Source organism: Mesorhizobium sp. B4-1-1 (genome assembly GCF_006439375.1).
Lineage (GTDB): Bacteria > Pseudomonadota > Alphaproteobacteria > Rhizobiales > Rhizobiaceae > Mesorhizobium.
The window spans coordinates 23,099-44,249 of the sequence record NZ_VFTH01000010.1; the positions used below are offsets into that span (position 1 = coordinate 23,099).

General features: G+C 64.0%; 21 protein-coding genes. 15 read left to right on the forward strand and 6 right to left on the reverse strand.

Annotated features, from left to right (window positions below; translation table 11 throughout):
- Positions 1 to 98: 98 nt before the first annotated feature.
- The 4 genes from hflK (at position 99) to FJW10_RS15710 (ending at position 4,010) form a co-directional block, all read left to right on the forward strand.
- Positions 99 to 1,214, forward strand: a complete 1,116-nt coding sequence (gene hflK, locus FJW10_RS15695; RefSeq protein WP_140829134.1) for an FtsH protease activity modulator HflK — start codon at positions 99 to 101, stop codon at positions 1,212 to 1,214.
- Entirely contained in the window at positions 1,214 to 2,155 is a 942-nt protein-coding gene (locus tag FJW10_RS15700) for a protease modulator HflC (protein WP_140829139.1), read from the forward strand. The genes hflK and FJW10_RS15700 overlap by 1 nt, the downstream gene beginning before the upstream one ends.
- Before the next feature lie 6 nt (positions 2,156 to 2,161).
- Positions 2,162 to 2,347, forward strand: coding sequence for a DUF2065 domain-containing protein (locus tag FJW10_RS15705; RefSeq protein ID WP_140829143.1), 186 nt, complete (start codon positions 2,162 to 2,164; stop codon positions 2,345 to 2,347).
- A 145-nt stretch (positions 2,348 to 2,492) separates the two neighbouring features.
- A complete protein-coding gene (locus FJW10_RS15710; protein ID WP_140829148.1) occupies positions 2,493 to 4,010 on the forward strand; it encodes a DegQ family serine endoprotease in 1,518 nt (505 codons plus the stop codon).
- Positions 4,011 to 4,055: 45 nt separating this feature from the next.
- On the opposite strand, the gene FJW10_RS15715 is transcribed toward FJW10_RS15710, so the two are convergent.
- Together FJW10_RS15715 and serB are read right to left on the reverse strand one after the other, a co-directional pair.
- Entirely contained in the window at positions 4,056 to 4,628 is a 573-nt protein-coding gene (locus tag FJW10_RS15715; protein WP_140900796.1) for a GNAT family N-acetyltransferase, read from the reverse strand.
- A gap of 8 nt (positions 4,629 to 4,636) precedes the next feature.
- Positions 4,637 to 5,524 (reverse strand): phosphoserine phosphatase SerB, encoded by an 888-nt coding sequence (gene serB, locus FJW10_RS15720; protein WP_140900797.1) that lies wholly within the window; start codon positions 5,522 to 5,524, stop codon positions 4,637 to 4,639.
- On the opposite strand from serB, the gene miaA reads away from it, so the two are divergent.
- Both miaA and FJW10_RS15730 read left to right on the forward strand, forming a co-directional pair.
- Positions 5,514 to 6,458, forward strand: a complete 945-nt coding sequence (gene miaA / locus FJW10_RS15725; protein WP_140900904.1) for a tRNA (adenosine(37)-N6)-dimethylallyltransferase MiaA — start codon at positions 5,514 to 5,516, stop codon at positions 6,456 to 6,458. The two genes, serB and miaA, sit on opposite strands and share 11 nt — an antisense overlap.
- A gap of 125 nt (positions 6,459 to 6,583) precedes the next feature.
- Complete coding sequence (locus FJW10_RS15730) at positions 6,584 to 7,375, forward strand: GGDEF domain-containing protein (RefSeq protein WP_140829165.1); 792 nt, start codon at positions 6,584 to 6,586, stop codon at positions 7,373 to 7,375.
- A gap of 178 nt (positions 7,376 to 7,553) precedes the next feature.
- Here the strand turns inward: FJW10_RS15730 and FJW10_RS15735 are convergent, their stop codons facing one another.
- Positions 7,554 to 9,389, reverse strand: coding sequence for an ATP-binding protein (locus tag FJW10_RS15735; protein WP_140829167.1), 1,836 nt, complete (start codon positions 9,387 to 9,389; stop codon positions 7,554 to 7,556).
- A gap of 152 nt (positions 9,390 to 9,541) precedes the next feature.
- Here FJW10_RS15735 and FJW10_RS15740 point away from each other — a divergent pair, with 152 nt between their 5' ends.
- Genes FJW10_RS15740 through FJW10_RS15750 form a run of 3 tightly spaced genes read left to right on the forward strand, consistent with a single transcriptional unit; the run spans position 9,542 to position 11,063 of the window.
- The gene (locus FJW10_RS15740; RefSeq protein ID WP_140900798.1) at positions 9,542 to 10,108 is read left to right on the forward strand and encodes an XRE family transcriptional regulator; all 567 of its coding nucleotides are present in this window, start codon (positions 9,542 to 9,544) and stop codon (positions 10,106 to 10,108) included.
- A 5-nt stretch (positions 10,109 to 10,113) separates the two neighbouring features.
- Positions 10,114 to 10,422, forward strand: coding sequence for a hypothetical protein (locus tag FJW10_RS15745; protein ID WP_140829170.1), 309 nt, complete (start codon positions 10,114 to 10,116; stop codon positions 10,420 to 10,422).
- Positions 10,423 to 10,454: 32 nt separating this feature from the next.
- Positions 10,455 to 11,063, forward strand: coding sequence for a GNAT family N-acetyltransferase (locus FJW10_RS15750; protein ID WP_140900799.1), 609 nt, complete (start codon positions 10,455 to 10,457; stop codon positions 11,061 to 11,063).
- On the opposite strand, the gene FJW10_RS15755 is transcribed toward FJW10_RS15750, so the two are convergent.
- Positions 10,986 to 11,870, reverse strand: coding sequence for a LysR family transcriptional regulator (locus tag FJW10_RS15755; RefSeq protein ID WP_246674278.1), 885 nt, complete (start codon positions 11,868 to 11,870; stop codon positions 10,986 to 10,988). The two genes, FJW10_RS15750 and FJW10_RS15755, sit on opposite strands and share 78 nt — an antisense overlap.
- A gap of 110 nt (positions 11,871 to 11,980) precedes the next feature.
- Here FJW10_RS15755 and FJW10_RS15760 point away from each other — a divergent pair, with 110 nt between their 5' ends.
- From FJW10_RS15760 to FJW10_RS15770, 3 genes are all read left to right on the forward strand, one after another.
- Positions 11,981 to 13,132, forward strand: coding sequence for a gamma-butyrobetaine dioxygenase (locus FJW10_RS15760; protein ID WP_140900800.1), 1,152 nt, complete (start codon positions 11,981 to 11,983; stop codon positions 13,130 to 13,132).
- Positions 13,129 to 13,719: an HD domain-containing protein gene (locus tag FJW10_RS15765; RefSeq protein WP_140900801.1), complete on the forward strand. Its 591-nt coding sequence runs from the start codon at positions 13,129 to 13,131 to the stop codon at positions 13,717 to 13,719. Before FJW10_RS15760 ends, FJW10_RS15765 begins: the two co-directional genes overlap by 4 nt.
- 660 nt (positions 13,720 to 14,379) lie before the next feature.
- Complete coding sequence (locus FJW10_RS15770; RefSeq protein ID WP_140900802.1) at positions 14,380 to 15,540, forward strand: PcfJ domain-containing protein; 1,161 nt, start codon at positions 14,380 to 14,382, stop codon at positions 15,538 to 15,540.
- Between the two features lie 53 nt (positions 15,541 to 15,593).
- Here FJW10_RS15770 and FJW10_RS15775 read toward each other — a convergent pair whose 3' ends face one another.
- Positions 15,594 to 17,402, reverse strand: a complete 1,809-nt coding sequence (locus tag FJW10_RS15775; RefSeq protein WP_140900803.1) for an NAD(P)/FAD-dependent oxidoreductase — start codon at positions 17,400 to 17,402, stop codon at positions 15,594 to 15,596.
- An 82-nt stretch (positions 17,403 to 17,484) separates the two neighbouring features.
- Positions 17,485 to 17,646: a hypothetical protein gene (locus tag FJW10_RS30455; RefSeq protein WP_181177547.1), complete on the reverse strand. Its 162-nt coding sequence runs from the start codon at positions 17,644 to 17,646 to the stop codon at positions 17,485 to 17,487.
- Positions 17,647 to 17,992: 346 nt separating this feature from the next.
- Here FJW10_RS30455 and FJW10_RS15780 point away from each other — a divergent pair, with 346 nt between their 5' ends.
- From FJW10_RS15780 to FJW10_RS15790, 3 genes are all read left to right on the forward strand, one after another.
- Positions 17,993 to 19,774, forward strand: coding sequence for an acetolactate synthase 3 large subunit (locus FJW10_RS15780; protein WP_140829182.1), 1,782 nt, complete (start codon positions 17,993 to 17,995; stop codon positions 19,772 to 19,774).
- Between the two features lie 83 nt (positions 19,775 to 19,857).
- The gene (ilvN, locus tag FJW10_RS15785; RefSeq protein WP_140705828.1) at positions 19,858 to 20,433 is read left to right on the forward strand and encodes an acetolactate synthase small subunit; all 576 of its coding nucleotides are present in this window, start codon (positions 19,858 to 19,860) and stop codon (positions 20,431 to 20,433) included.
- 106 nt (positions 20,434 to 20,539) lie between these two features.
- Positions 20,540 to 21,136: a LysE family translocator gene (locus tag FJW10_RS15790; RefSeq protein WP_140900804.1), complete on the forward strand. Its 597-nt coding sequence runs from the start codon at positions 20,540 to 20,542 to the stop codon at positions 21,134 to 21,136.
- Positions 21,137 to 21,151 lie beyond the last annotated feature (15 nt).

Here is a 21,151-nt window from a genome sequence, read left to right on the forward strand (position 1 = left end):
TGGCGCATGATTCCTTTTCGAAAACCGATATGGGTTTTCCGGGTCATGCGTTAGGATTGCGCCGCAAGGCCTGAGGGAACCGGAGCGAAAGGACATTCATGCCCTGGAACGACAAGAGCGGTGGCGGCGGCCCATGGGGCGGCGGCGGCAATCAAGGGCCCTGGGGGCAGGGACCGAAAGGGCCAAGCGGCCCGCAGGGTTCGCCTCCCGATCTTGAGGATATCATCCGCCGCGGCCAGGACAGGCTGCGGCGCGCGCTTCCGGGCGGCGGCGGCACCAGCCCGGCCGTGCTCGGGCTGATCGCGCTGGCCCTCATCGTGCTGTGGGCGTTCAAGGCGATCTACACCGTGCAGCCCGACGAAGTTGCGGTCGAACTGCGTTTTGGCCAGCCGAAAGCCGAGCTTTCGCAACCAGGCCTGCATTTCCACTGGTGGCCGATCGAAACGGTCGAAACCGCCAAGATCTCCGAGCAGTTGGTCAGCGTCGGCGGCGGCTCGAGCAGCGGCTCCGGGCTGATGCTCTCCGGCGACCAGAACATCGTCAACGTCCAGTTCTCGGTCGCCTACCAGGTCTCCGATCCCAAAGCCTATCTGTTCGACGTCTCCGATCCCGACGGCATGCTGGCGCAGGTCGCCGAGAGCGCCATGCGCGAAGTCGTCGGCCGACGGCCGGCGCAGGACATCTTCCGCGACGACCGCCAGGGTATCGCAACCGGGGTGCGCGAGATCATCCAGGGCACGCTCGACGGCTACAAGACCGGTCTCCAGGTGAACGCAGTCTCGATCGAGGACGCGGCACCACCTCGCGAGGTGGCCGATGCGTTCGACGAGGTGCAGCGCGCCGAGCAGGACGAGGACAAGTTCGTCGAGCAGGCCAACCAGTATTCCAACCAGAAGCTAGGGCAGGCGCGCGGAGAAGCGGCTCAGGTCCGCGAGGATGCGGCGGCCTACAAGAACCGCGTCGTTCAGGAGGCGGAAGGCGAGGCGCAGCGCTTCATCTCCGTCTACAACGAGTACGCCAAGGCGCCCGACGTCACGCGCAAGCGCCTTTATCTCGAAACCATGGAGAAGATCCTGAAGGACTCGAACAAGGTCGTCGTCGAGCAGGGCAACGGTCAGGGCGTGCTGCCTTACCTGCCGCTGCCGGCATTGCAGCCGAAAGCACAGCCGGCGCCGGCCCCTATGGGCGGCGTCACGACGGGAGGTAACCAGTGATGGCCAACCGTCTTCCCATCATCGCGGTCATCGCTGCCGTCCTTTTGTTTTTGCTCTATTCGTCGGTGTTCGTGGTCAATGCCGGCCAGCAGGCCATCGTGCTCAGGTTCGGCGAGATCATCGACGTCAAGAGCGAGCCCGGCATCTACTTCAAGGCGCCGTTCGCCTTCTTCGATGCCGACAGCGTGCAAATGGTCGAGAAGCGGGTGATGCGCTTCGACCTCGACAACATCCGCGTCCAGGTCTCGGGCGGCAAGTTCTACGAGGTCGATGCCTTCATCGCCTACCGCATCTCGGATCCGCGCACCTTCCGCGCGGCGGTGTCCGGTCAGGTTGAACTGGCCGAAGCCCGCCTCAGGACGCGTCTCGACGCGGCGCTGCGCCGTGTCTACGGCCTGCGCGACTTCGAAGCCGCTCTTTCGGAAGAGCGCGGCAATATGATGCGCGAGGTGCGCGATCAGCTTCGCCCCGACGCGACCTCGCTCGGCCTCGACATCGAGGACGTGCGCATCCGCCGGACCGATCTGACGGCGGAGGTCTCGCAGCAGACCTATGACCGCATGAAGGCCGAGCGCCTGGCGGAAGCCGAGCGCCTGAGGGCTCGCGGCAACGAGGCGGCGCAGCGCATCAAGGCGCGAGCCGACCGCGAGGTCGTCGAGATCATCGCCGAGGCGCAGAAGGAATCGGAAATCCTGCGCGGCGAGGGCGAGGCGCAGCGCAGCGCGACCTTCGCCGACGCCTATAAGCGCGATCCGGCCTTCTTCGACTTCTATCGCTCGATGAACGCCTACGGCACGGCGTTGGACAACACCGGAACGACGATGGTGCTCTCGCCCCAATCCGAGTTCTTCCGCTACTTCCGCGATCCGGACAGCAAGCCCGGGCCGGCACCTGTCGCGCCTGCGACACCACCTGCAACGCAACCCGGCACCGCCCAGTAGCGGGCGGTGCAGGATTTTCTGGCGGCAATCGGCCTGGTCCTCGTGATCGAAGGGCTGGTCTATGGAGGGTTTCCGGCTTTGGCCCGGAAACTCGCTACTGAAGTGCTGTCGGTGCCGGAAAATGCGCTGCGGATCGGCGGGCTGGCGGCGATCGCCATCGGCGTAGGCATCGTCTGGCTGGTCCGCGGTTGATGAAATTCCTTGGTGCCGAAGCGATTGACGATTTATCTTCCGCCGATAGCTATAGCCGCAAACGTGCCTTATTTCTTGCCAACATGAATCGGACAGGCGCCTTTGCGGATGCGCCGTTCCTTTTCTGAAACACCGGGAGGCCACGATGATATCCGACACCCTGTTGCGCGCGGCGCGGCGCACCTTCTTCGCCGGCGCCACGGCATTCGCAGTCGGCATTGTTGCCGTTCCGTCCTTCGTCACGCCGACGATCGCCTCCGACGGACCGCCTTCGGTCGCCGATCTGGCCGAGCGCCTGCTTGGCGCGGTGGTCAACATCTCGACCTCGCAGACGGTGAAGGGCACGGAAGGGCCGGGCGCGGTGCCGATGCCGCAGTTGCCAGAGGGCTCGCCGTTCCAGGACTTCTTCGACGATTTCTTCAAGAACCGTGGCGGCGACAAGGGCGGTGCCGCGCAAAAAGTGCAGTCGCTCGGCTCCGGCTTCGTCGTCGACGCCGAGCAGGGTATCGTGGTGACCAACAACCACGTCATCGCCGATGCCGACGATATCGAGGTCAATTTCTCCGACGGCATCACGCTGAAGGCGACGCTCGTCGGCACCGACACCAAGACCGATGTCGCGGTGCTGAAGGTCGACCCCAAGGGCCACAAGCTGACGGCGGTGAAATTCGGCGATTCCACCAAGATGCGCGTCGGCGACTGGGTGATGGCGATCGGCAATCCGTTCGGCCTGGGCGGCACGGTGACGGTCGGCATCGTCTCGGCGCGCAACCGCGACATCAATTCCGGCCCCTATGACGACTTCATCCAGACCGACGCCGCCATCAACCGCGGCAATTCCGGCGGCCCGCTGTTCAATGCCGAGGGCGAGGTCATCGGCATCAACACGGCGATCATCTCGCCGTCGGGCGGCTCGATCGGCATCGGTTTTTCCATCCCCTCGCAGCTTGCGGCCGGCGTCGTCGACCAGCTTCGCCAGTATGGCGAGACGCGGCGCGGCTGGCTTGGCGTGCGCATCCAGCCGGTGACGGCGGACATCGCCGAAAGCCTTGGCATGGCGACCGCAAAGGGCGCGCTGGTGGCCGGCGTCATCAAGGGCGGGCCGGTCGACAACGGTTCGGTGCAGGCCGGCGACGTCATCATCAAGTTCGACGGCAAGGACATCCATGAAATGCGCGACCTGCCGCGTGTCGTGGCCGAAAGCCCGGTCGGCAAGGCGGTCGACGTCATCATCGTGCGCAAGGGCGTCGAGCAGACCGTCAAGGTGACGCTCGGACGGCTCGAGGACGGCGAGAAGCTGGCAAGCGGCGAGAACGGCAACACCGACCAGGGCAAGGGCGACAAGGCGACGCCTCCGGTATCGACGGCTTCGGTGCTCGGCATGACGGTCGGCGAGCTCAACGACCAGACGCGGCAGAAGTTCGGCATCGCGGCGGACGTGTCCGGCGTGGTCATCACCGATGTCGCCAAGGATTCGGCGGCAGCCGAGCGCGGCATCCAGCCTGGCGAGGTGATCACCGAGATCGCGCAGGAATCGGTCGGCACGCCGAAGGACGTGATGGACCGGATCGGCGCGCTGAAGGAGCAGGGCCGCAAGAACGCGCTCTTGATGCTGGCCTCGAAGACCGGGGAATTGCGCTTCGTGACGATCCGGATGGATTGAGTCGGGAAAGGCGCCCAACTAACTGGACTTCAACGAAGAGGGCGGCTAGCGAGCCGCCCTTTTTCGTGTCTGCCAATCCTCGCGCGACAGCCTGTACATGACATGCCGCTTGAGATGCGGATGGCTGTCGGGAACGCTCGGATGGTCGAAATCGGCGCCTGCATCGGCTCGCATGCCGAGCCGCTTCATGACGGCGATGGAGCGATGATTGCCAGCAACCGCGAACGACACGATTTCGCCGACGCCAAGCGTTCCGAAACCATAGGCGAGCCAGGCTTCGGACGCCTCGGTGACATAGCCCTTGCCCCAGAATTCGGGTGTCAGCCGCCAGCCGATCTCGATCGTGCCGGGCGCCAGCACGTCGATGTCTTCCGTTCCGGACAAACCGACAAAGCCGATGCATTCGCCGGTCGCGGCGATTTCGGCCGCGGCGAAGCCGTAGCCATCCTCATCGATCCAGCCGCGGACCTCGTCCATCTTGGCATCCGCCGCGGCACGGTCGCGGCGGAACGGGAAGAATTCCATCACGCGCTCGTCGGAGTTGATGCGATGGAAAAGCTCGCGGTCGCGCTCTTCCCAATTGCGCAGGATGAGACGCTCGGTGCGTATCGGCGTCATTGGAGACCTCACAAGACGAATTCATCCCGGCGGTAGCCCTGGAGATAGAGCAGCGCCGTCAGATCGCCATGATCGATGCGGATCCGGGCCTGCTCCGCCACCGCCGGCTTGGCGTGGAGCGCGACGCCGGTGCCGGCAAGGCGGATCATATCGAGATCGTTGGCGCCGTCGCCGACCGCGATGGCATCGTCGGTCGCTAGTCCAAGCCGCGCCGCGATGTCGAGCAGCGCTTCGGCCTTGGCGGCGCGGCCGAGGATCGGCTCGGCCACCATGCCGGTGAATATGCCGTCTTTCTCGATCAGCCGGTTGGCGCGGTTTTCCTGGAAGCCCAGCATGGCGGCGATGCGGCTGGTGAAGACGTCGAAGCCGCCGGAGACCAGCGCCGTCCAGGCCCCGTTGGCGCGCATCGTTTGCACCAACGCGCGGCCGCCGGAGGCGAGCGTCAGCCGGTTGGCGATGATACGGTCAACCACGGCTGTGTCGAGGCCTTTCAGCAAGGCGACGCGTTCACGCAAAGCGGGCTCAAACGCGATCTCGCCATTCATCGAGCGCGCGGTGATCGCCGCCACATGATCCTTGACGCCGATTTCGTCGGCAAGCTCATCGATGCATTCCTGGTCGATCATCGTCGAGTCCATATCGGCAAGCAGGATCTTCTTGCGCCTGCCTTCGGCGGGCTGGACGATGACGTCGACCGGCTCGGAAGCCAATGCGGCACGCAGATTGGCGGTCATTTCGCCGATATCGGGCGTCCGCGGCAAAACAAGATCGCAGGCAATGTCCTCGGCCAGCCAATCAACGGCGCTTGCGCCGGCGGCCCGCAAGGCCATATTCGCAAGCGAGGCCGGCACGGCGCGGGCTTCTGGACGGGACACTAAAGTGGCGATCAGCGGCATCGAACATTCCGGCAGACAGGCGGGCGAAGGCCGCGTCAAGAACGCGATCCTGATAGCCGGGCCGACAGCCAGCGGCAAGTCGGCGCTGGCGCTCGATCTGGCCGAACGCGATGGCGGCGTCATCGTCAACACCGACTCCATGCAGGGCTATTCGGTGCTCGATGTCCTGACGGCGCGGCCGAGCGCCGCCGAAATGGCACGCGCGCCGCATTTCCTTTACGGCCATGTCCATCCCTCCACGGCCTATTCCACCGGCGCCTGGCTGCGCGACGTCACGAAGCTGATAGAAGACGGCGCGCTGTCGGGCCGGCCGGTCGTTTTCGTCGGCGGCACCGGGCTTTATTTCCGCGCGCTGGCCGAAGGAATCTCGGACATGCCGGACATTCCGGCGTCCGTCCGCGAGCGCTGGCGCTACGAACTCAAGGAACAAGGGGCCGAAAGGCTGCACCGCCTGCTGATGCGTGAGGATTCGAGCGCCGCCATGCAGCTCAGGCCGACCGACGGCCAGCGTATCGTGCGGGCACTCGAGGTGCTCGACGCTTCGGGGCGCTCGATCCTGGAATGGCACGCCGCGCGCGGCCGGCCGCTGATCGATCGCGACAGCGCGCGTTTCCTGGTCATCGAGCCGGACCGGCAGCACCTCGTGCGGCGCATCGAGGCGCGTTTCGACCAGATGCTCGACAAGGGCGCGCTCGACGAAGTGCGCCGGCTCATCGCGCTCGGCCTCGACGCGGACCTGCCGGCGATGAAAGCGATCGGCGTGCGCGAGCTGCAAGCGGCAATGGCCGGACAGTCGGGTTTTCCCGAAGCGATCGAACGCGCCAAGATCGCGACCCGGCAGTATGCCAAGCGCCAGTCGACCTGGTTCAGGCACCAGTTGGGCGCGGAGTGGCGCAGGCTGCGGCCGGGCGACGAACCGGCGCTCCCGGACTGACGAAAAGCTTTTTCAATCAGCACCTTAAAATCCCTGGCTCTAATTCTCGCCAAGGTTGTCCGGGTTAACCGTCCGTAAGGTCCGCCATGCCATAACCTCAAGGGTTGCAGTGCCGCGGGGAGTAGATGCGTTTCCATAAGGCGGAATCCGCATTTTTCGTCTTTATTTTCGTGATCCTGGCCGCGGGCCTGGTGACTTTCCACGCCTATGGCCAATTGCAGGACATCGCCGCCGACCTCGACGCCGCATCGCGCGTCGACAAAATTGTCTATCTCAACAAATTGCTGTTCGTCACCGGGGCGCTGCTGGCGACCGCGCTGTTCTTCGGCACCTTCTTCATCTATCCGCTGATCCGCGGCCAGGTGCGGGAAGAGGGCAAGCTCAGGGCCATGACGGTTTCGCTCAGCGCCCGTTCGCAGACGTTCGAGCAGGCGGCGCTCACCGACGGTCTCACCGGAATGCAGAACCGCCGCTATTTCGACGATGCACTGCGCGAATATCTCCACGAGTTTCGCCGCATCGACAGGCCGGTCGGACTGATGATCCTCGATCTCGATCATTTCAAACAGGTCAACGACACGCATGGCCATGACGTCGGCGACGAGGTGTTGAGGGCCGTCGCCGCGTGTCTGAGGGGCATGACGCGTTATCACGATGTGGTGGCGCGGCTGGGCGGCGAGGAGTTTGCCGTCGTCACCCCCAATATGGATGTCGAATTGCTCGCCAGGTTCGCCGAACGCATCCGCAAGGCGATCGCCAACATGTCGATCATGTCGGGCAATGTGCGGCTGAAGGTCACCACCAGCGTCGGCCTTGCCGTCTGGGACCACAAGGAGAGCGCGGAGGATTTCTACCGCCGCGCCGACCGCCAGCTCTATGAGGCGAAGAAGCAAGGCCGCAACCGCGTCTGCGCCTAAAATTCCACCACTAAATTCGTGAGGCTGGCCGCCTGGAGCCGCTCTCTGCGCTTCCGGTGCTCACGGACCCAAATGTCCGCTCCGCTCCGGTTCTCGAAAACGGCTCCAGCCGACTCAGCCTGACGAATTTCCTGACGAGATTTACCCATTCAAGCGGGGCTTCAGGCAGAGCGGAAACTCAATCGTTGAGCTGGCGCATGCCGAAGGTCGAGGGCTTCAGGCCGTAGCGTGTGTCGAAGTCGTCGTCGGGCTGGACGCGGGAAGCGCCGGTGGCCGGCTTCTTGTAGTCCGGGTCGCCGGCCTGGCGGGTCGAGTCCACGGTCTCGGCGAAAGCCATGGACTGCTGCGGCTTCGGCACGTTGCGAAGCCGCTCGACGATCATGGCAAGATCGACGTCGCTGCCATCCACGGAGGGCTCGACCTGCTCGCCTTTCGCGGTGCCGGGGATGAATTGTTGCGGCAGCTTCTCGAATTTCAGCCGCATGGTCGTCGCCACGCCTTCGCCGAAAGCGATGGCTTCGCGCTGCCCCATCGAGGACAGGAAAGCCAGCGTCGAGGCCGAGGAGTCGGCGATCGCCGAGCGGATGATCGCCTGGTCCTGCTCGTTGGCGAGGCGCATGGCGAAAAAGGTAGAGCATTGCGACAGGATGGTCGGGTCGAGCTCGCCCGGGCGCTGGGTGACGACGCCGAGATAGCAACCATATTTGCGGCCCTCCTTGGCGATACGCGACAGCGCATGGCGGGTCGGCGCGAAGCCGAGACGCGGATCGGCGGGCATATAGCGGTGGGCTTCCTCGCAAAGCAGGAGCAGCCTCAGCCGGCCCTCGCTCCACAAGGCCAGGTCGAAGGCCAGGCGCGCCAGCACCGAGCAGACCGAATTGACGACTTCCGAAGGCATGCCCGCCATCTCGAAGCAAGTGACCGGGCGGCCATGGCTGGGAACGCGGAAAATGTTGCCGATCGTTTCGTGGATGGTGTCCTCGATCAGGCGCGAATTGAACATGAAGCGGTAGCGCGGATCGGCCGCCGCCGATTCGATGCGCGTTTTCAGCGACTTCAAGGTCGGTCGGTCGTTCTTGCTTTCGAGCATGCCCATGCGCTCGTCGATCTGCTTGATGAGATCGGCCATGCGGTAAGGCACCGGCGTGTCCGCCGTCAGCGCGTCGCTGCCGCGCCTGACATAGGTGCCGGAACTCGGGTTGCGGTAGAGGTTCTTGGCGGCCGGGATCAGGTCGCGCAGGACATCCACTTCCTCGGGCACCGTCTCGCGGCCGCGAAACAGCACTTCGGCGAACTCCTCCAGCCTGAACATCCAGAACGGCAGGTCGAGCGTCTTGGAATCGACCTTGACGCAATATTCCGGCAGCGAGGCGGCGAACTCGTTGTGCGGGTCGAGGATGAGCACACGCAGGTCCGGGCGCGCCTCGATCGTTTTGCGCAACAGCAGCGACACCGCCGTCGATTTGCCGACGCCGGTGGTGCCGACGATGGCGAAATGGCGCGCCAGCGTGTCGTCGATGGCGATGTTGGCATCGATCGCTTCATCCTGCGACAACGTGCCGATGGTCACCGAATGGCGCCCGGCCAGATCGTAGACCGCCTGCAGGTCGCGGCTGCGGATGCTGTGGGCAATGGCGCCGATATGCGGATAGGTGGTGATGCCGCGGTCGAAGACCGGCTTGGCGCCGGGTTCGGCGCCGTCGCGTACCTCGCCGACCAGTTCGACGCTGACCTCGATCGGGTTCTGCCCTCCGTGGTTCCAGGCAAGGTCCGATTTGCCGATGGCATAGACAAGGCCGACCGTTCTTGTTGAACCGAGATTGATGGAGATCATCTTGCCGACGGTCCAAAGGCCGGTGACCGCGCCTTCGGTGTCGTCCGCATGGGCGCTGATGGTGGCGCGCGCGCCGTCGCATTGCACGACATTGCCCAGAATGCGCTTGTCGTTCTGCTGGATGTTGCGGCGTTCCTGCGAGGTTGGCTCCCCGACGGAGGCTTCGCGTTCAACAAACATAATGCCCTGGTCCCATTCCCCTGGAGCGGCAACCCTATCCAATCGGGGTTAAAGTCAGGTGAGGTCGAATGGTGTAGGCAGCGTTAAGGCAACCGCCACAATTCGATCGAACAGCCTCTTCCCAGTGCGAGGAATTCCGATATATTGGACGAATGGATGATATATCGAACGACATCAGTGCCACGATCGGCAGACGGATACGCTCCGAGAGAACGGTGAGGAGCTGGTCGCTGGCCGAATTGGCCGAGCGCTCGGACGTTTCGAAGGCGATGCTGAGCGCCATCGAACGCGGTACGACCAGTCCGACCGCGGCGCTCCTGGTGCGTATCGCGGTGGCCTTCGGCATGACGCTGTCGACGTTGATCGCACGAGCCGAGATGCAGGGCGGCGGCGTTTCGCGCAAGGACGAGCAGCCGGTCTGGCAGGATCCGGCAACCGGTTACATCAGACGTCATCTGTCGCCGGCATCGCGGATGCCGCTCGAACTGATCAGGGTCAGCCTGCCGGCGGGCGCCAAGGTCAGCCTTCCAGCCGCATCCTACACCTTCATCAAGCAGCAGATATGGCTGATCGACGGGAGGCTGGACTTCACCGAGGGCGATTTGCTGCACAGGCTCGACCCCGGCGACTGCCTGGCGCTGGGGGCGCCCTCGGATTGTGTCTTTCATGCTCCCGGACCGGATGCGGCGGAGTATCTCGTGGCGCTGGTCAGGGACTGATTGCGATGTCTCGCCGGCCAAAGCGCTCGCATAATGGCGGGCCGCCGCTCGACGACTATGACGGCCCGCCCTGGGGCAAGGGCGACGCTTACATCTTCCTCGCTTGGCGCGCCGCGCACGACAAGGCCTGGAAGGCGCCAAGCCACGCCGTCATGCTGATACGCCTGGAACGGGCCGAGCGGCTCGGGCTGACCTATGAGGAATATACGCTCGAGATCCTGGAGCGCGGGCGCCATCTCAACGAGGACGATGCCGACCGTATCGCCGAAATCAGGCGGGCGCGACGACGCAAGAGGCCCAGCCATTTCGAATGACCTCGTTTCCGAGACCTCTGGAGAGCACCAGCATGAACTCCCTTGAAATCCGGGCGTTGATCCACGACGCGGCAACCGCGGCCCACCTGTCCGATCTTTTGATCGAGACGGTCGCCGCCGGCGGATCGGTGAGCTTCATGCATCCATTGTCGCCGGCGGCAGCGCGGGAGTTCTGGCGCAAGTCGCTTGCCGCGGCCGCGCGCGGCGAACGGGCGGTGCTCGGTGCATGGCAGGGCGGGGCGCTTGCCGGCACAGTCACGCTGCTGCTCGACTTCCCGCCCAATCAACCGCACCGCGCCGAGATCGCGAAGCTGATGACCGGCCGCGACCATCGCGGCAAAGGCGTCGCGACCGGCCTGATGCGAGCAGCGGAGAAATTGGCCGTCGAGAAAGGTCGTACGCTGCTGGTGCTGGACACGGCGAGCGAAGAGGGCGCGGCCGGGCTTTATGAGAAACTGGGTTTCACGCTGACCGGTGAGATCCCCGATTTCGCGCTCAAGCCGCATGGCGGGCTGACCGGCACTCTTATCTACTGGAAACGGATAGGGATAGCGGCCGACGCGCTATCCCGAAATCCTGGCGATGCGCGACAGAAGCCAGCGGCGAAAATCCTGCTCGGCGCCGGACAGTCGCGACGATGACGGCCTTGTCAGGAAATGGCCCGACGGGCTCGAAAGCTCGAAATCCGAAAGCCTGACGAGAGCATTGTCCCTGAGCGCGGCGTCGACCAGCGGCCGGGAGCCGAGCAGCGCTCCGGCGCCGGTCTTGGCCGCTTCCAAGGCGGCGACGAAACTGTCGAAGCGATGCGAGCGCCGGGAATGGCCGGCAAGCCCCGCGGCGGCAAACCATTCCGCCCACATTTCGCGCGCGCCTGCCACCAGGAGCAGCGGCAACGATGTCCAATCGCCACCATGGGCGAGCGTTGGAGCCGCGACCGGAACAAGCCGCTCGACTGTCAGCCGGTCGGCCTCGCGCCCGGGAAAGGACCCGTTGCCGAAGCGTATGTCGAGCGCCGAGCCCGGCTGGTCGTAGTCGGTCGGCCGATGGATGGTCACCAGATCGAGCCTGACGCGCGGCAGCGCCTTTGCCAGGTCTGGAAGAGCCGGGACCAGCACCAGCAGTGCGAAGGAAATGGGGACGCGGATACCGACAGTCTGCACGGCGCGCGGCTCGAACAGCTCGTTCGTGCTGTTGCCGATGGTCGCGAATGCCGACTGGATGTGGGGAAGATAGGCCGCGCCTTCCGGCGACAGAGCCACGCCGCGCGCCAGGCGCGCGAACAATCGCGTCCTCAGCCGCTCTTCCAGGAAACGGATGTGCTGGCTGACCGCAGCCTGGGTGAGCCCGAGCTCGGCGGCCGCGGCGGTGAAGTTCGACAGGCGGGCGGCGGCCTCGAAACTGCGCAGCCAGTCGAGCGGAGGCATTGTGTCGAAAGCTTTTCCAGCCATCACAAATTTAGTGCCATTACCCACAAAACGATAATTTGAATTATGCCGTCGGTGAAGCCACCATGCAATCCGTACCTGCGGTGGCGTTAAGGGATGGGAGCTTTCAGGATATGTTGACGACGGTAACGCTGGGCGACGACGGACGAACGATCGAGCTTGGCTGGAAAGACGGAACGGTGAGCCGCTTCCACGCCATGTGGCTGCGCGACAATGCGCTGGACGACAAGACGCGCAGCGCCGGCAACGGCCAACGGCTGATCACCATTCTCGACATTCCGGCCGAGACGCGGATCGGCTCAGCCTCGATCGAGGGCGAGTTGCTCGAAGTCACGTTCGCTCCCGAAGGCAAGAGCGTCGGCTTTCCCGCCGGCTGGCTGCGCAGCCATGCCTATGATCGCCAGGAGGCTCGCGAGCCCGGCTGGACGGGAGGCGACATACAGCGCTGGACGAAAGCCTCGATGCAGAATTCCGTGCCGCGTGCGGCCTATGCCGACGCCAGCCGCGACGGCAATGTGCTGCTGCGATGGCTGGCCGCTGTCCGCAGCTACGGCTTTGCCGTCATGGACGGCCTGCCTGCCGAATCCGGTTCGCTGTGCAAGGTGGCCGATCTGTTCGGCTATATCAGGGAGACCAATTACGGGCGCTGGTTCGAGGTGCGCGCCGAGGTCAATCCGAACAATCTCGCCTACACCAATCTCGGCCTGCAGGCGCATACCGACAATCCCTACCGCGATCCGGTGCCGACGCTGCAGATCCTGGCCTGCATCGAGAACACGGTCGAAGGCGGCGAATCCAGCGTCGTCGACGGGTTCGCGGTGGCGGCGGCGCTTCAGGCGGAAAACCCCGACGGCTTCCGGCTGCTCTCTGCCTATCCGGCGCGCTTCGCATATGCCGGCTCGTCGGGCGTGCGGCTCCAGTCCAAGCGGCCGATGATCGAGCTTGGACCTGATGGCGAGCTCATCTGCATCCGCTTCAACAACCGCTCGCTGGCGCCGGTCGTGGATGTGCCGTTCGCCGCGATGGACAAGTATTATGCGGCCTACCGCCGGTTCGCCGAGCTGATCGAGGATCCGGCCTTCGAGGTGACGTTCAAGCTCGAGGCCGGGCAGTCCTTCATCGTCGACAACACGCGTGTCATGCATGCGCGCAAGGCCTTTTCCGGCGGCGGCAAGCGCTGGCTGCAGGGCTGCTACGCCGACAAGGATGGCCTGCTTTCGACGCTGGCGGCGATCGAGCATGGTTTCAAGGAGGCGGCGGAATGAACCCGAACGAATTGAACACGGGCAACATCGTCGAATTCATCGCCGATATCTTCGAGCGCCGCGGTGCCGAGTCCTATCTCGGCGAGCCCGTCACCATGTCGGAACATATGCTGCAGGGCGCGTGGCTGGCCGAGCAGGACGGCGCGCCGGAGGAGCTTGTCGCGGCGGCGCTGCTGCACGATATCGGCCACTATACCAGCGAGTTCGGCACCTATTCGCCCGACGACGTCGAGGACAAGCACCATGACGAGGCGGGCGGCGAGGTGCTTGCGCCTTTCTTTCCGCCGGTCATCGTCGAGTGCGTCAGGCTGCACGTCTCGGCCAAGCGCTATCTGTGCGCCACCGATCCGACCTATTTCGGCAAGCTGTCGCCGGCCTCGGTGCATACGCTGTCGCTGCAGGGCGGACCGATGAGCGCGGAGGAAGTGGCTGAGTTTCGCAGCAATCCCTTCCACGACGAAGCGGTGCGGGTGCGCATCTGGGACGAGGGCGGCAAGGTCGCCGACATGAAGACGCGCGCCTTTCGCGATTACGTGCCGCTGCTGGAGCGCGTCGTGAAAAAGTTCGCGGCGGAAAAGGCGGCCTAGCCGAGTATAACCGGATTGGATACCGGCCAGACGGCTCCCGCGACCGCCTCCAGGTTGCAAGTGTTCGCGCCAATTGCGTCCAGTCCGAATGGGCGGAATGTCGAGGCCTCGTTCGAACCCGGCGATGCCGAGCATAGCCGGTGCCTTGCTGTCGTGCTCAAACAGATGTATTAGCCGCGCCCTACATGCGGCCAGTTGGTTTTCAATGGCCGTGCCGGCACCCACAACGCTTTTGATGGAGGCGACGATGAGATCCTGTTCACGCACTACGCGCCTTCGCGGCGGACGGACCGGTTGACCCGCTACCACGGGTTTCAAACTTCCTGACGATGCGAGCGCCGACCGCGATCCGCGGTGGGCAGTTATCTTTTCCGTGCGGTCGACCGTGCGGGGCCAACGACGGTGAGCTGAGCGCTTCCCGCGAACGATGCCGGCTGCCTGGAAGCCTCAGATGCGCCTTTGCAACACTCAAGCAGGCTATTGTAAACATTGAGAGAATGGCGCTTGCGTCATCTTTGCTCGGACCCTAGAGAGCCGCCGTCCATAACCCGTCATCCCTGAGAGGAGACCTGCCAATGACCCCGCAATCCAGATCGTCACGATCCGTGCCGACGCTGGAAATGCGCGCGGCTGACAAGGTTCCAATAGGGAAGAACGGCCATGGCAAGGTCCATGATCCAGCGCAGGCAGGACGCCGAGCGCGAACGCATTGAAGCTTATGATGCAAGGCTGCGGCAGGTTTTCGCCGCCACGCGTCCCGTTCCGGATTTCGAGCGGGCGCTGGACGATGCACGCTCGGGCTTTGCGGGCATGGCGATCCGCGACGGCGCGCTGTGGCGTCCGAAGCTGAAGACGCGCGACCGCGCGCGACTGCGGCTGGCCGCGGCACGTTATCTCTATGCGCGTTATCCGGTTTCGGCCGCGCTCGAGAGCGTCTGGCTGGACAGCACGGGCCTGGACGCCAACGAGATTGCGTTTCGCAAGTCCTGGTATGTGACGATCGCGCGTGGCGACTCGCTCTACAAGGCCGGCGCCAACGCATGGCTGTCGCGCAAGGAGGTGCATTGCTTCCTCAACGTGTCCGGCGATTTTGGTTTCGCCGAGGCGTTCTGGCTGGCGATTGCCCGGTCCTACACGGACGACCAGGGATTGGCGGCTCGGCTTGCGCGTACCAAAATCGCGCGCACGCCGCGCCACGAGTTGGCATTCTGGCGCGAGGTGGCTCGCTTCTTCTGCGGATATTCCGCCTCGAAGGAGGAGATCGACGATCTGTGCGATTACATCGGCGCCATGCATCAGCGTGGTGCGGCCTACAGCCTGAAGGGGCGCACGCTTGCCTCGTTGCGCCGGCAGATGTTGGACTGGCATCGCGACATCGCCGCGATCGAGCGCATCGAGGCCATGCGCCGGCGTGCCGCCGGACGCAACCAGCGAGGCGCCGGAACGCCGGCCGAGCGCGGTGCCTGGGACGGCTCGCGCCTCGAGGACTGGGAATGGCAGCCATCGGCGAAGGAGGCGACGGTGCGCGGCGAGCGCTTCTTCGTCCGACAGCTCAAGACGGCCGAGGATCTGGTCGCCGAGAGCCGCGCGATGCATCACTGCGTGTCGATGTACGCGGCCAAATGCATCGCCGGCAACGCCTCGATCTGGGTGTTGCGGCGTACGTCGCTGGGCAAGATCGAGCGGCTCCTGACGATCGAGCTCGATCCGCAGAACCGCGCGGTCCAGGTGCGCGGTTTTGGCAACCGTCTGGCCTTGCCGGAGGAGCGCAAGGTTGTCGAGCGTTGGGCCAAGGCGAGGGGCGTGGTGCTCAGGGCCTGAACTGAAACCCGCGCGGCGGAGACGCCGCGCGGGTCTTTTGCACGGGCGGGCAGCTATCCCTTGTGATAGACCTCCTGCAGCCCATAGACAGGTGTCGGCAAGCCGACCTGCCTGGCCTTGAGCTGCAGCGACAGATATTGCGAGTAGTGGCGTGACTGGTGGAGGTTGCCGCCATGGAACCACAGCGCTTCCTGCTGCGTCGGCTTCCACATGTTGCGCTGTTCGCCTTCCCAGGGGCCGGGGTCCTTGGTGGTGCCGGAACCCAAACCCCAGACCTTGCCGACCTTGTCGGCGACGTCCTGCGAAATGAGGTCCGCGGCCCAGCCATTCATCGAGCCGTAGCCGGTCGCATAGATCACCAGGTCGGCCGGCAATTCGGTGCCGTCGACGAATTTTACGCCGGTTTCGGTGAGTTCCTGCACCGCGGCGCCTGGCCCGCTCTTCAGCTTGATCGAACCGTCGATGACGAGGTCACAGGCGCCGACATCGATGTAATAGCCGGACCCGCGTCGCAGGTATTTCATGAACAGGCCCGAGCCGTCGTCGCCCCAGTCGAGCATGAAGCCGGCCTTTTCCAGATCCGCGTAGAACTTCGCGTCGCGCTCCTTCATCTGCTCGTAAAGCGGGATCTGGAACTCGTGCAGGATGCGGTAGGGGAGCGATGCGAAGATCATGTCGGCCTTGCGCGTCGTCATGCCGTTCTCGACCGCCTGCTCGGAGTAGAGCGCGGCGAGGCCGATATCCATCAACGTGTCGGATTTCACGATGTGCGTGGACGAGCGCTGCACCATGGTCACGTCGGCACCACCTTCCCACAGCGCCGCGCAGATGTCGTGCGCCGAGTTGTTGGAGCCGATGACCACCACCTTCTTGCCGCGGTACTTGTCCGGGCCGGGATGGGTCGAGGAGTGCTGCTGCTCGCCCTTGAAGATGTCCTGGCCCTTGTATTTCGGCCAGTTGGCCTTGCCCGACATGCCAGTCGCCAGCACCAGCTGCTTCGGCTTCAGCACAACCTCCTTGCCGTCGCGCTCGACAACGATCGTCCATTCCTTGGCCTTCTCGTCATATTCGGCGGATTTCGCTGATGTGGAGCTCCAATAGTTGAGCTCCATCACCTTGGTGTACATTTCCAGCCAGTCGCCGATCTTGTCCTTCGGCGCGAAGACCGGCCAGTTCTTCGGAAAGTCGATATAGGGCAGGTGATCGTACCAGACCGGGTCATGCAGGCAGAGCGACTTGTAGCGCTTGCGCCAGGAGTCGCCTGGGCGTTCGTTCTTCTCGATGATGATGGCCGGCACGCCGAGTTGTTTCAGCCTGGCTCCAAGAGCAATTCCACCCTGGCCGCCGCCGATGATGACGACATAGGGTTGCTTGGTATGACCGAGCTCGGCGATCTCGTCGTCGCGCTCCTCGCGCCACGTCTTGCGGTCCTTGCCATGGCCATGCTTGGCGCCGAGCGGGCGGGTGAAGCCCGCTTTCTCCTCATGGCCTTTCAGCTCCGCCATCGTCGTGAGCAGGGTCCAGATCAGGTCGCCCTTGAACCGCACGAGGCCAAAGCCGCGCGCCACGCTCGTCTCGAAGGTAACCCAGGCGGTGATGATGCCGCCGTCCTCGCTTGCTTCCTCACCTTTGGCCACCGCCCAGTCGGTGGGTTTGGTGCTGGCCAGCGTTGCCCGCAGCATGTCGCGGACCTGTTCCTGACCTTCCATCGTCTTCAGGTTCCAGGTGAAGGTGACGAGGTCGCGCCAGTAGCAGTCGGCCTGGAAGCAGTTGACGGCGCTGTCGATGTCGCCGGCTTCCAGTGCCTTGCCGAACTTGTCGAGCAGCGCCTGCGCCTTGGTGGTGGGTGTTCTCTCGAGCATTTGTTGTCCTCCACTTGCTAGAGTCCGGCATGAGCAGTAGGCGGCGTGCCAATCGTGGTGCTCATGAGGGATTACAATGAAATCAATCCGTTAGGACGATATAGGCATCCGTCGGCCGCGCCGCGTCGAGCCGATGGGTATCGATGCAACGCAGCCAGGATTGAACGACGATATCGTCGCGGGCCGATCGCGCGCCGGACAACACCTGCTCGCTCTCGCGAATATGCTCCCGTTCGCCAGCCATGCGTCCTCCTCGCACGTCCTTTGTCGGCGCATAGTGGTGCGTCGGACAGGCACGCTCAACTGTACTATGGTAGCTGTGCGATGGGAGCGCGCTCCGACGCCGTTCTCACAGGCGGGTGAATTCGCGCCGGACCCCATTGACGAGCCCGCATTTTCGCCCTTATTGTCCGCGCCCATGAAAACGGCACTCATTCTCGTAGGCAGGCGCGTGGGCAAGGCGGTGTAACCGCCGGGCGAAAACCTCCCATGCGCATCACACAGGCTCCCTCGGGGGCCTTTTTTATTGCCTGAAACACGACTAAACGACCAGCAAATCGCCAGATGGCGGACAGTACGGGACCAGACCGATGAGCAACGGACAGAACGAGCGGCGCGAAATGACAGGCGCCGAAATGGTGGTGCAAGCGCTGAAGGACAACGGCGTCAAGCATGTCTTCGGCTATCCGGGCGGCGCCGTTCTCCCAATTTATGATGAAATTTTTCAACAAGACGATGTCGAGCACATCCTGGTCCGGCACGAGCAGGGCGCCGGCCATGCCGCCGAAGGCTATGCGCGCTCGACCGGCAAGGCCGGCGTCATGCTGGTGACGTCCGGTCCCGGCGCCACCAACGCGGTGACGCCGCTGCAGGACGCGCTGATGGATTCCATTCCGCTGGTCTGCCTCACCGGCCAGGTGCCGACATCGCTGATCGGCTCCGACGCATTCCAGGAATGCGACACCGTCGGCATCACGCGCCCCTGCACCAAGCACAACTGGCTGGTGAAGGACGTCAACGAACTCGCCGCCACCATCCATGAGGCTTTCCATGTCGCGACCACCGGCCGTCCCGGCCCGGTCGTGGTCGACATTCCCAAGGACGTGCAGTTCGCCAGGGGCATTTATGTGCCGCCCCAGACGGCGCCCCGCACCAGCTATCAACCCAAGGTCCAGGGCGACCTGGAGAAGGTGAAGGCCGCCGTCGAATTGATGGCAGCCGCCAAGAAGCCCATCATCTATTCGGGCGGCGGCGTCATCAATTCCGGTCCGGAAGCGAGCCACTTGCTGCGCGAGCTGGTCGACCTCACCGGCTTCCCGATCACCTCGACGCTGATGGGACTCGGCGCCTATCCGGCGTCGGGCAAGAACTGGGTCGGCATGCTCGGCATGCACGGTACCTATGAAGCCAACATGGCCATGCATGACTGCGACGTGATGATCTGCATCGGCGCGCGCTTCGACGACCGCATCACCGGCCGTCTCAACGCGTTCTCGCCGAACTCGAAGAAGATCCACATCGACATCGATCCGTCCTCGATCAACAAGAACGTTCATACCGACGTGCCGATTATCGGCGATGTCGGACGCGTCCTGGAAGACCTGGTGCGGCTGTGGCGGGCGACCGCCAAGACCGACAAGAAGTCGCTCTATCCATGGTGGGAGCAGATCGCGAAATGGCGCGCGCGGGACTCGCTCGCCTACAAGATGAACAACGACGTCATCATGCCGCAATACGCGATCCAGCGGCTCTACGAGCTGACCAAGGACAAGGACACCTACATCACCACCGAGGTCGGCCAGCACCAGATGTGGGCGGCGCAGCACTATCATTTCGACAAGCCGAACCGCTGGATGACGTCGGGTGGCCTCGGCACCATGGGTTACGGCTTGCCGGCCGCGCTCGGTGTGCAGATCGCGCACCCGGATGCGCTGGTCGTCGACATCGCCGGTGACGCCTCGGTGCAGATGACGATGCAGGAGATGAGCACGGCGGTGCAGTACAATGCGCCGATCAAGATCTTCATCCTGAACAACCAGTATATGGGCATGGTGCGGCAGTGGCAGCAGCTCCTGCACGGCAACCGGCTGTCGCATTCCTATACCGAGGCGATGCCGGACTTCGTCAAGCTGGCGGAGGCCTATGGCGGCCACGGCATACGCTGCGACAAGCCGGACGAGCTCGACGACGCGATCAAGGAGATGATCTCGGTGAAGAAGCCGGTGCTGTTCGACTGCCGCGTGGCGACCTTGGCCAACTGCTTCCCGATGATCCCGTCGGGCAAGGCGCATAACGAGATGCTCCTGCCGGACGAGGCGACCGACGAGGCGGTGGCCAACGCCATCGACGCCAAGGGCAGGGAACTGGTGTAGGCAGCCATCAAGGCGGGGCTGTCGAGAGAAAGCCGTGCACAAACAGAGAATTAGCTCAAAAGTCTGAAATCGAGATTCACCTCATGAACGCACAGCACCTTCAACCGACCGGCTCCGCCTATTTCATCGCCAAGGAAACCGAGAAGCCGGAAACGCATACGCTCTCCGTGCTGGTCGACAACGAGCCGGGCGTGCTTGCCCGCGTCATCGGCCTGTTTTCCGGTCGCGGCTACAACATCGAGAGCCTTACCGTTTCCGAGACCGAGCATGAGAAGCATCTGTCGCGCATCACCATCGTGACGCGCGGCACGCCGCATGTGATGGAGCAGATCAAGCATCAGCTCGAGCGCATCGTGCCCGTGCACCGGGTGGTCGACCTGTCCGTCCGTTCGCAAGAGCTTGGCCAGGAGCGGCCGCTGGAACGCGAGCTCGCGCTGGTCAAGGTCGCCGGCACCGGCGATGCCCGGGTCGAGGCGCTTCGCCTCGCCGATGCTTTCCGCGCCTCGGTCATCGACGCCAACACCGAGCATTTCATCTTCGAGATCACCGGCAAGGGCTCCAAGCTCGACCAGTTCATCGCCATCATGAAGCCGCTCGGCCTGGTCGAGATCTGCCGCACCGGCGTCGCCGCGATGAACCGCGGCCCACAGGGAATGTGAACAGGACGACCGTCCTGTTTCAAGCTTTGGCACGGCGGTTGCCCGTCTCTGGCTTTTTGCGCATTTGCTAAAGGGACAGTAAGGCTGACATATCCGGGAGGATAACATGTCGCTCGACACATTCCTTGCCCTGTTGGTCTATGCCTTCGTGACTTCGATCACGCCGGGGCCGAACAACCTCATGCTGCTCGCTTCCGGCGTCAATTTCGGTATCGCCAGGACGGTTCCGCACATGCTGGGCATCAGCATCGGCTTTCTGGTTCTGCTGCTCGCCGTCGGCTTCGGGCTCGGCGCGGTGCTGACGGCGTTCCCGGCGCTGCACACGGCGCTGAAGATCGCGGGCGCCGCCTATCTGCTCTACCTCGCCTGGAAGATCGCCATGTCGCGCTCGATAAGCGACGGAAAAGGGGCGGAGGGGCGGCCGATGCGCTTCATCGACGCCGCTGCGTTCCAGTGGGTCAATCCCAAGGCATGGGTGATGGCCATCACCGCCATGGCCGTCTACACCAATTCCGATCGCCCGTTCGTCTCGGTGGTGCTGATCTCGATCGCCTTCACCATCGTCAACCTGCCCAGCGTCTCGGTGTGGGCCGGCTTCGGCACGGCGCTGCGCGGCTTCCTGTCGGATCCGGTGCGGCTGAAATGGTTCAATATCGCCATGGGTCTATTGCTGGCGGCGACGCTGTGGCCGATGCTGCGCTAGTAAAGATGTGTTGAT

Bases quoted from the DNA above. Each gene is read 5' to 3' on its own strand.
- FJW10_RS30455 (WP_181177547.1), bottom strand. From the start codon at position 17,646: ATGGCTGGCGAACGGGAGCATATTCGCGAGAGCGAGCAGGTGTTGTCC.
- FJW10_RS15755 (WP_246674278.1), bottom strand. From the start codon at position 11,870: ATGGCTGGAAAAGCTTTCGACACAATGCCTCCGCTCGACTGGCTGCGC.
- FJW10_RS15765 (WP_140900801.1), top strand. From the start codon at position 13,129: ATGAACCCGAACGAATTGAACACGGGCAACATCGTCGAATTCATCGCC.
- FJW10_RS15745 (WP_140829170.1), top strand. From the start codon at position 10,114: ATGTCTCGCCGGCCAAAGCGCTCGCATAATGGCGGGCCGCCGCTCGAC.
- FJW10_RS15790 (WP_140900804.1), top strand. From the start codon at position 20,540: ATGTCGCTCGACACATTCCTTGCCCTGTTGGTCTATGCCTTCGTGACT.
- FJW10_RS15715 (WP_140900796.1), bottom strand. From the start codon at position 4,628: ATGACGCCGATACGCACCGAGCGTCTCATCCTGCGCAATTGGGAAGAG.
- FJW10_RS15700 (WP_140829139.1), top strand. From the start codon at position 1,214: ATGGCCAACCGTCTTCCCATCATCGCGGTCATCGCTGCCGTCCTTTTG.
- FJW10_RS15770 (WP_140900802.1), top strand. From the start codon at position 14,380: ATGGCAAGGTCCATGATCCAGCGCAGGCAGGACGCCGAGCGCGAACGC.
- ilvN (WP_140705828.1), top strand. From the start codon at position 19,858: ATGAACGCACAGCACCTTCAACCGACCGGCTCCGCCTATTTCATCGCC.
- FJW10_RS15740 (WP_140900798.1), top strand. From the start codon at position 9,542: ATGGATGATATATCGAACGACATCAGTGCCACGATCGGCAGACGGATA.
- FJW10_RS15710 (WP_140829148.1), top strand. From the start codon at position 2,493: ATGATATCCGACACCCTGTTGCGCGCGGCGCGGCGCACCTTCTTCGCC.
- FJW10_RS15760 (WP_140900800.1), top strand. From the start codon at position 11,981: ATGTTGACGACGGTAACGCTGGGCGACGACGGACGAACGATCGAGCTT.
- FJW10_RS15780 (WP_140829182.1), top strand. From the start codon at position 17,993: ATGAGCAACGGACAGAACGAGCGGCGCGAAATGACAGGCGCCGAAATG.
- FJW10_RS15730 (WP_140829165.1), top strand. From the start codon at position 6,584: ATGCGTTTCCATAAGGCGGAATCCGCATTTTTCGTCTTTATTTTCGTG.
- FJW10_RS15735 (WP_140829167.1), bottom strand. From the start codon at position 9,389: ATGTTTGTTGAACGCGAAGCCTCCGTCGGGGAGCCAACCTCGCAGGAA.
- hflK (WP_140829134.1), top strand. From the start codon at position 99: ATGCCCTGGAACGACAAGAGCGGTGGCGGCGGCCCATGGGGCGGCGGC.
- FJW10_RS15750 (WP_140900799.1), top strand. From the start codon at position 10,455: ATGAACTCCCTTGAAATCCGGGCGTTGATCCACGACGCGGCAACCGCG.
- FJW10_RS15775 (WP_140900803.1), bottom strand. From the start codon at position 17,402: ATGCTCGAGAGAACACCCACCACCAAGGCGCAGGCGCTGCTCGACAAG.
- serB (WP_140900797.1), bottom strand. From the start codon at position 5,524: ATGCCGCTGATCGCCACTTTAGTGTCCCGTCCAGAAGCCCGCGCCGTG.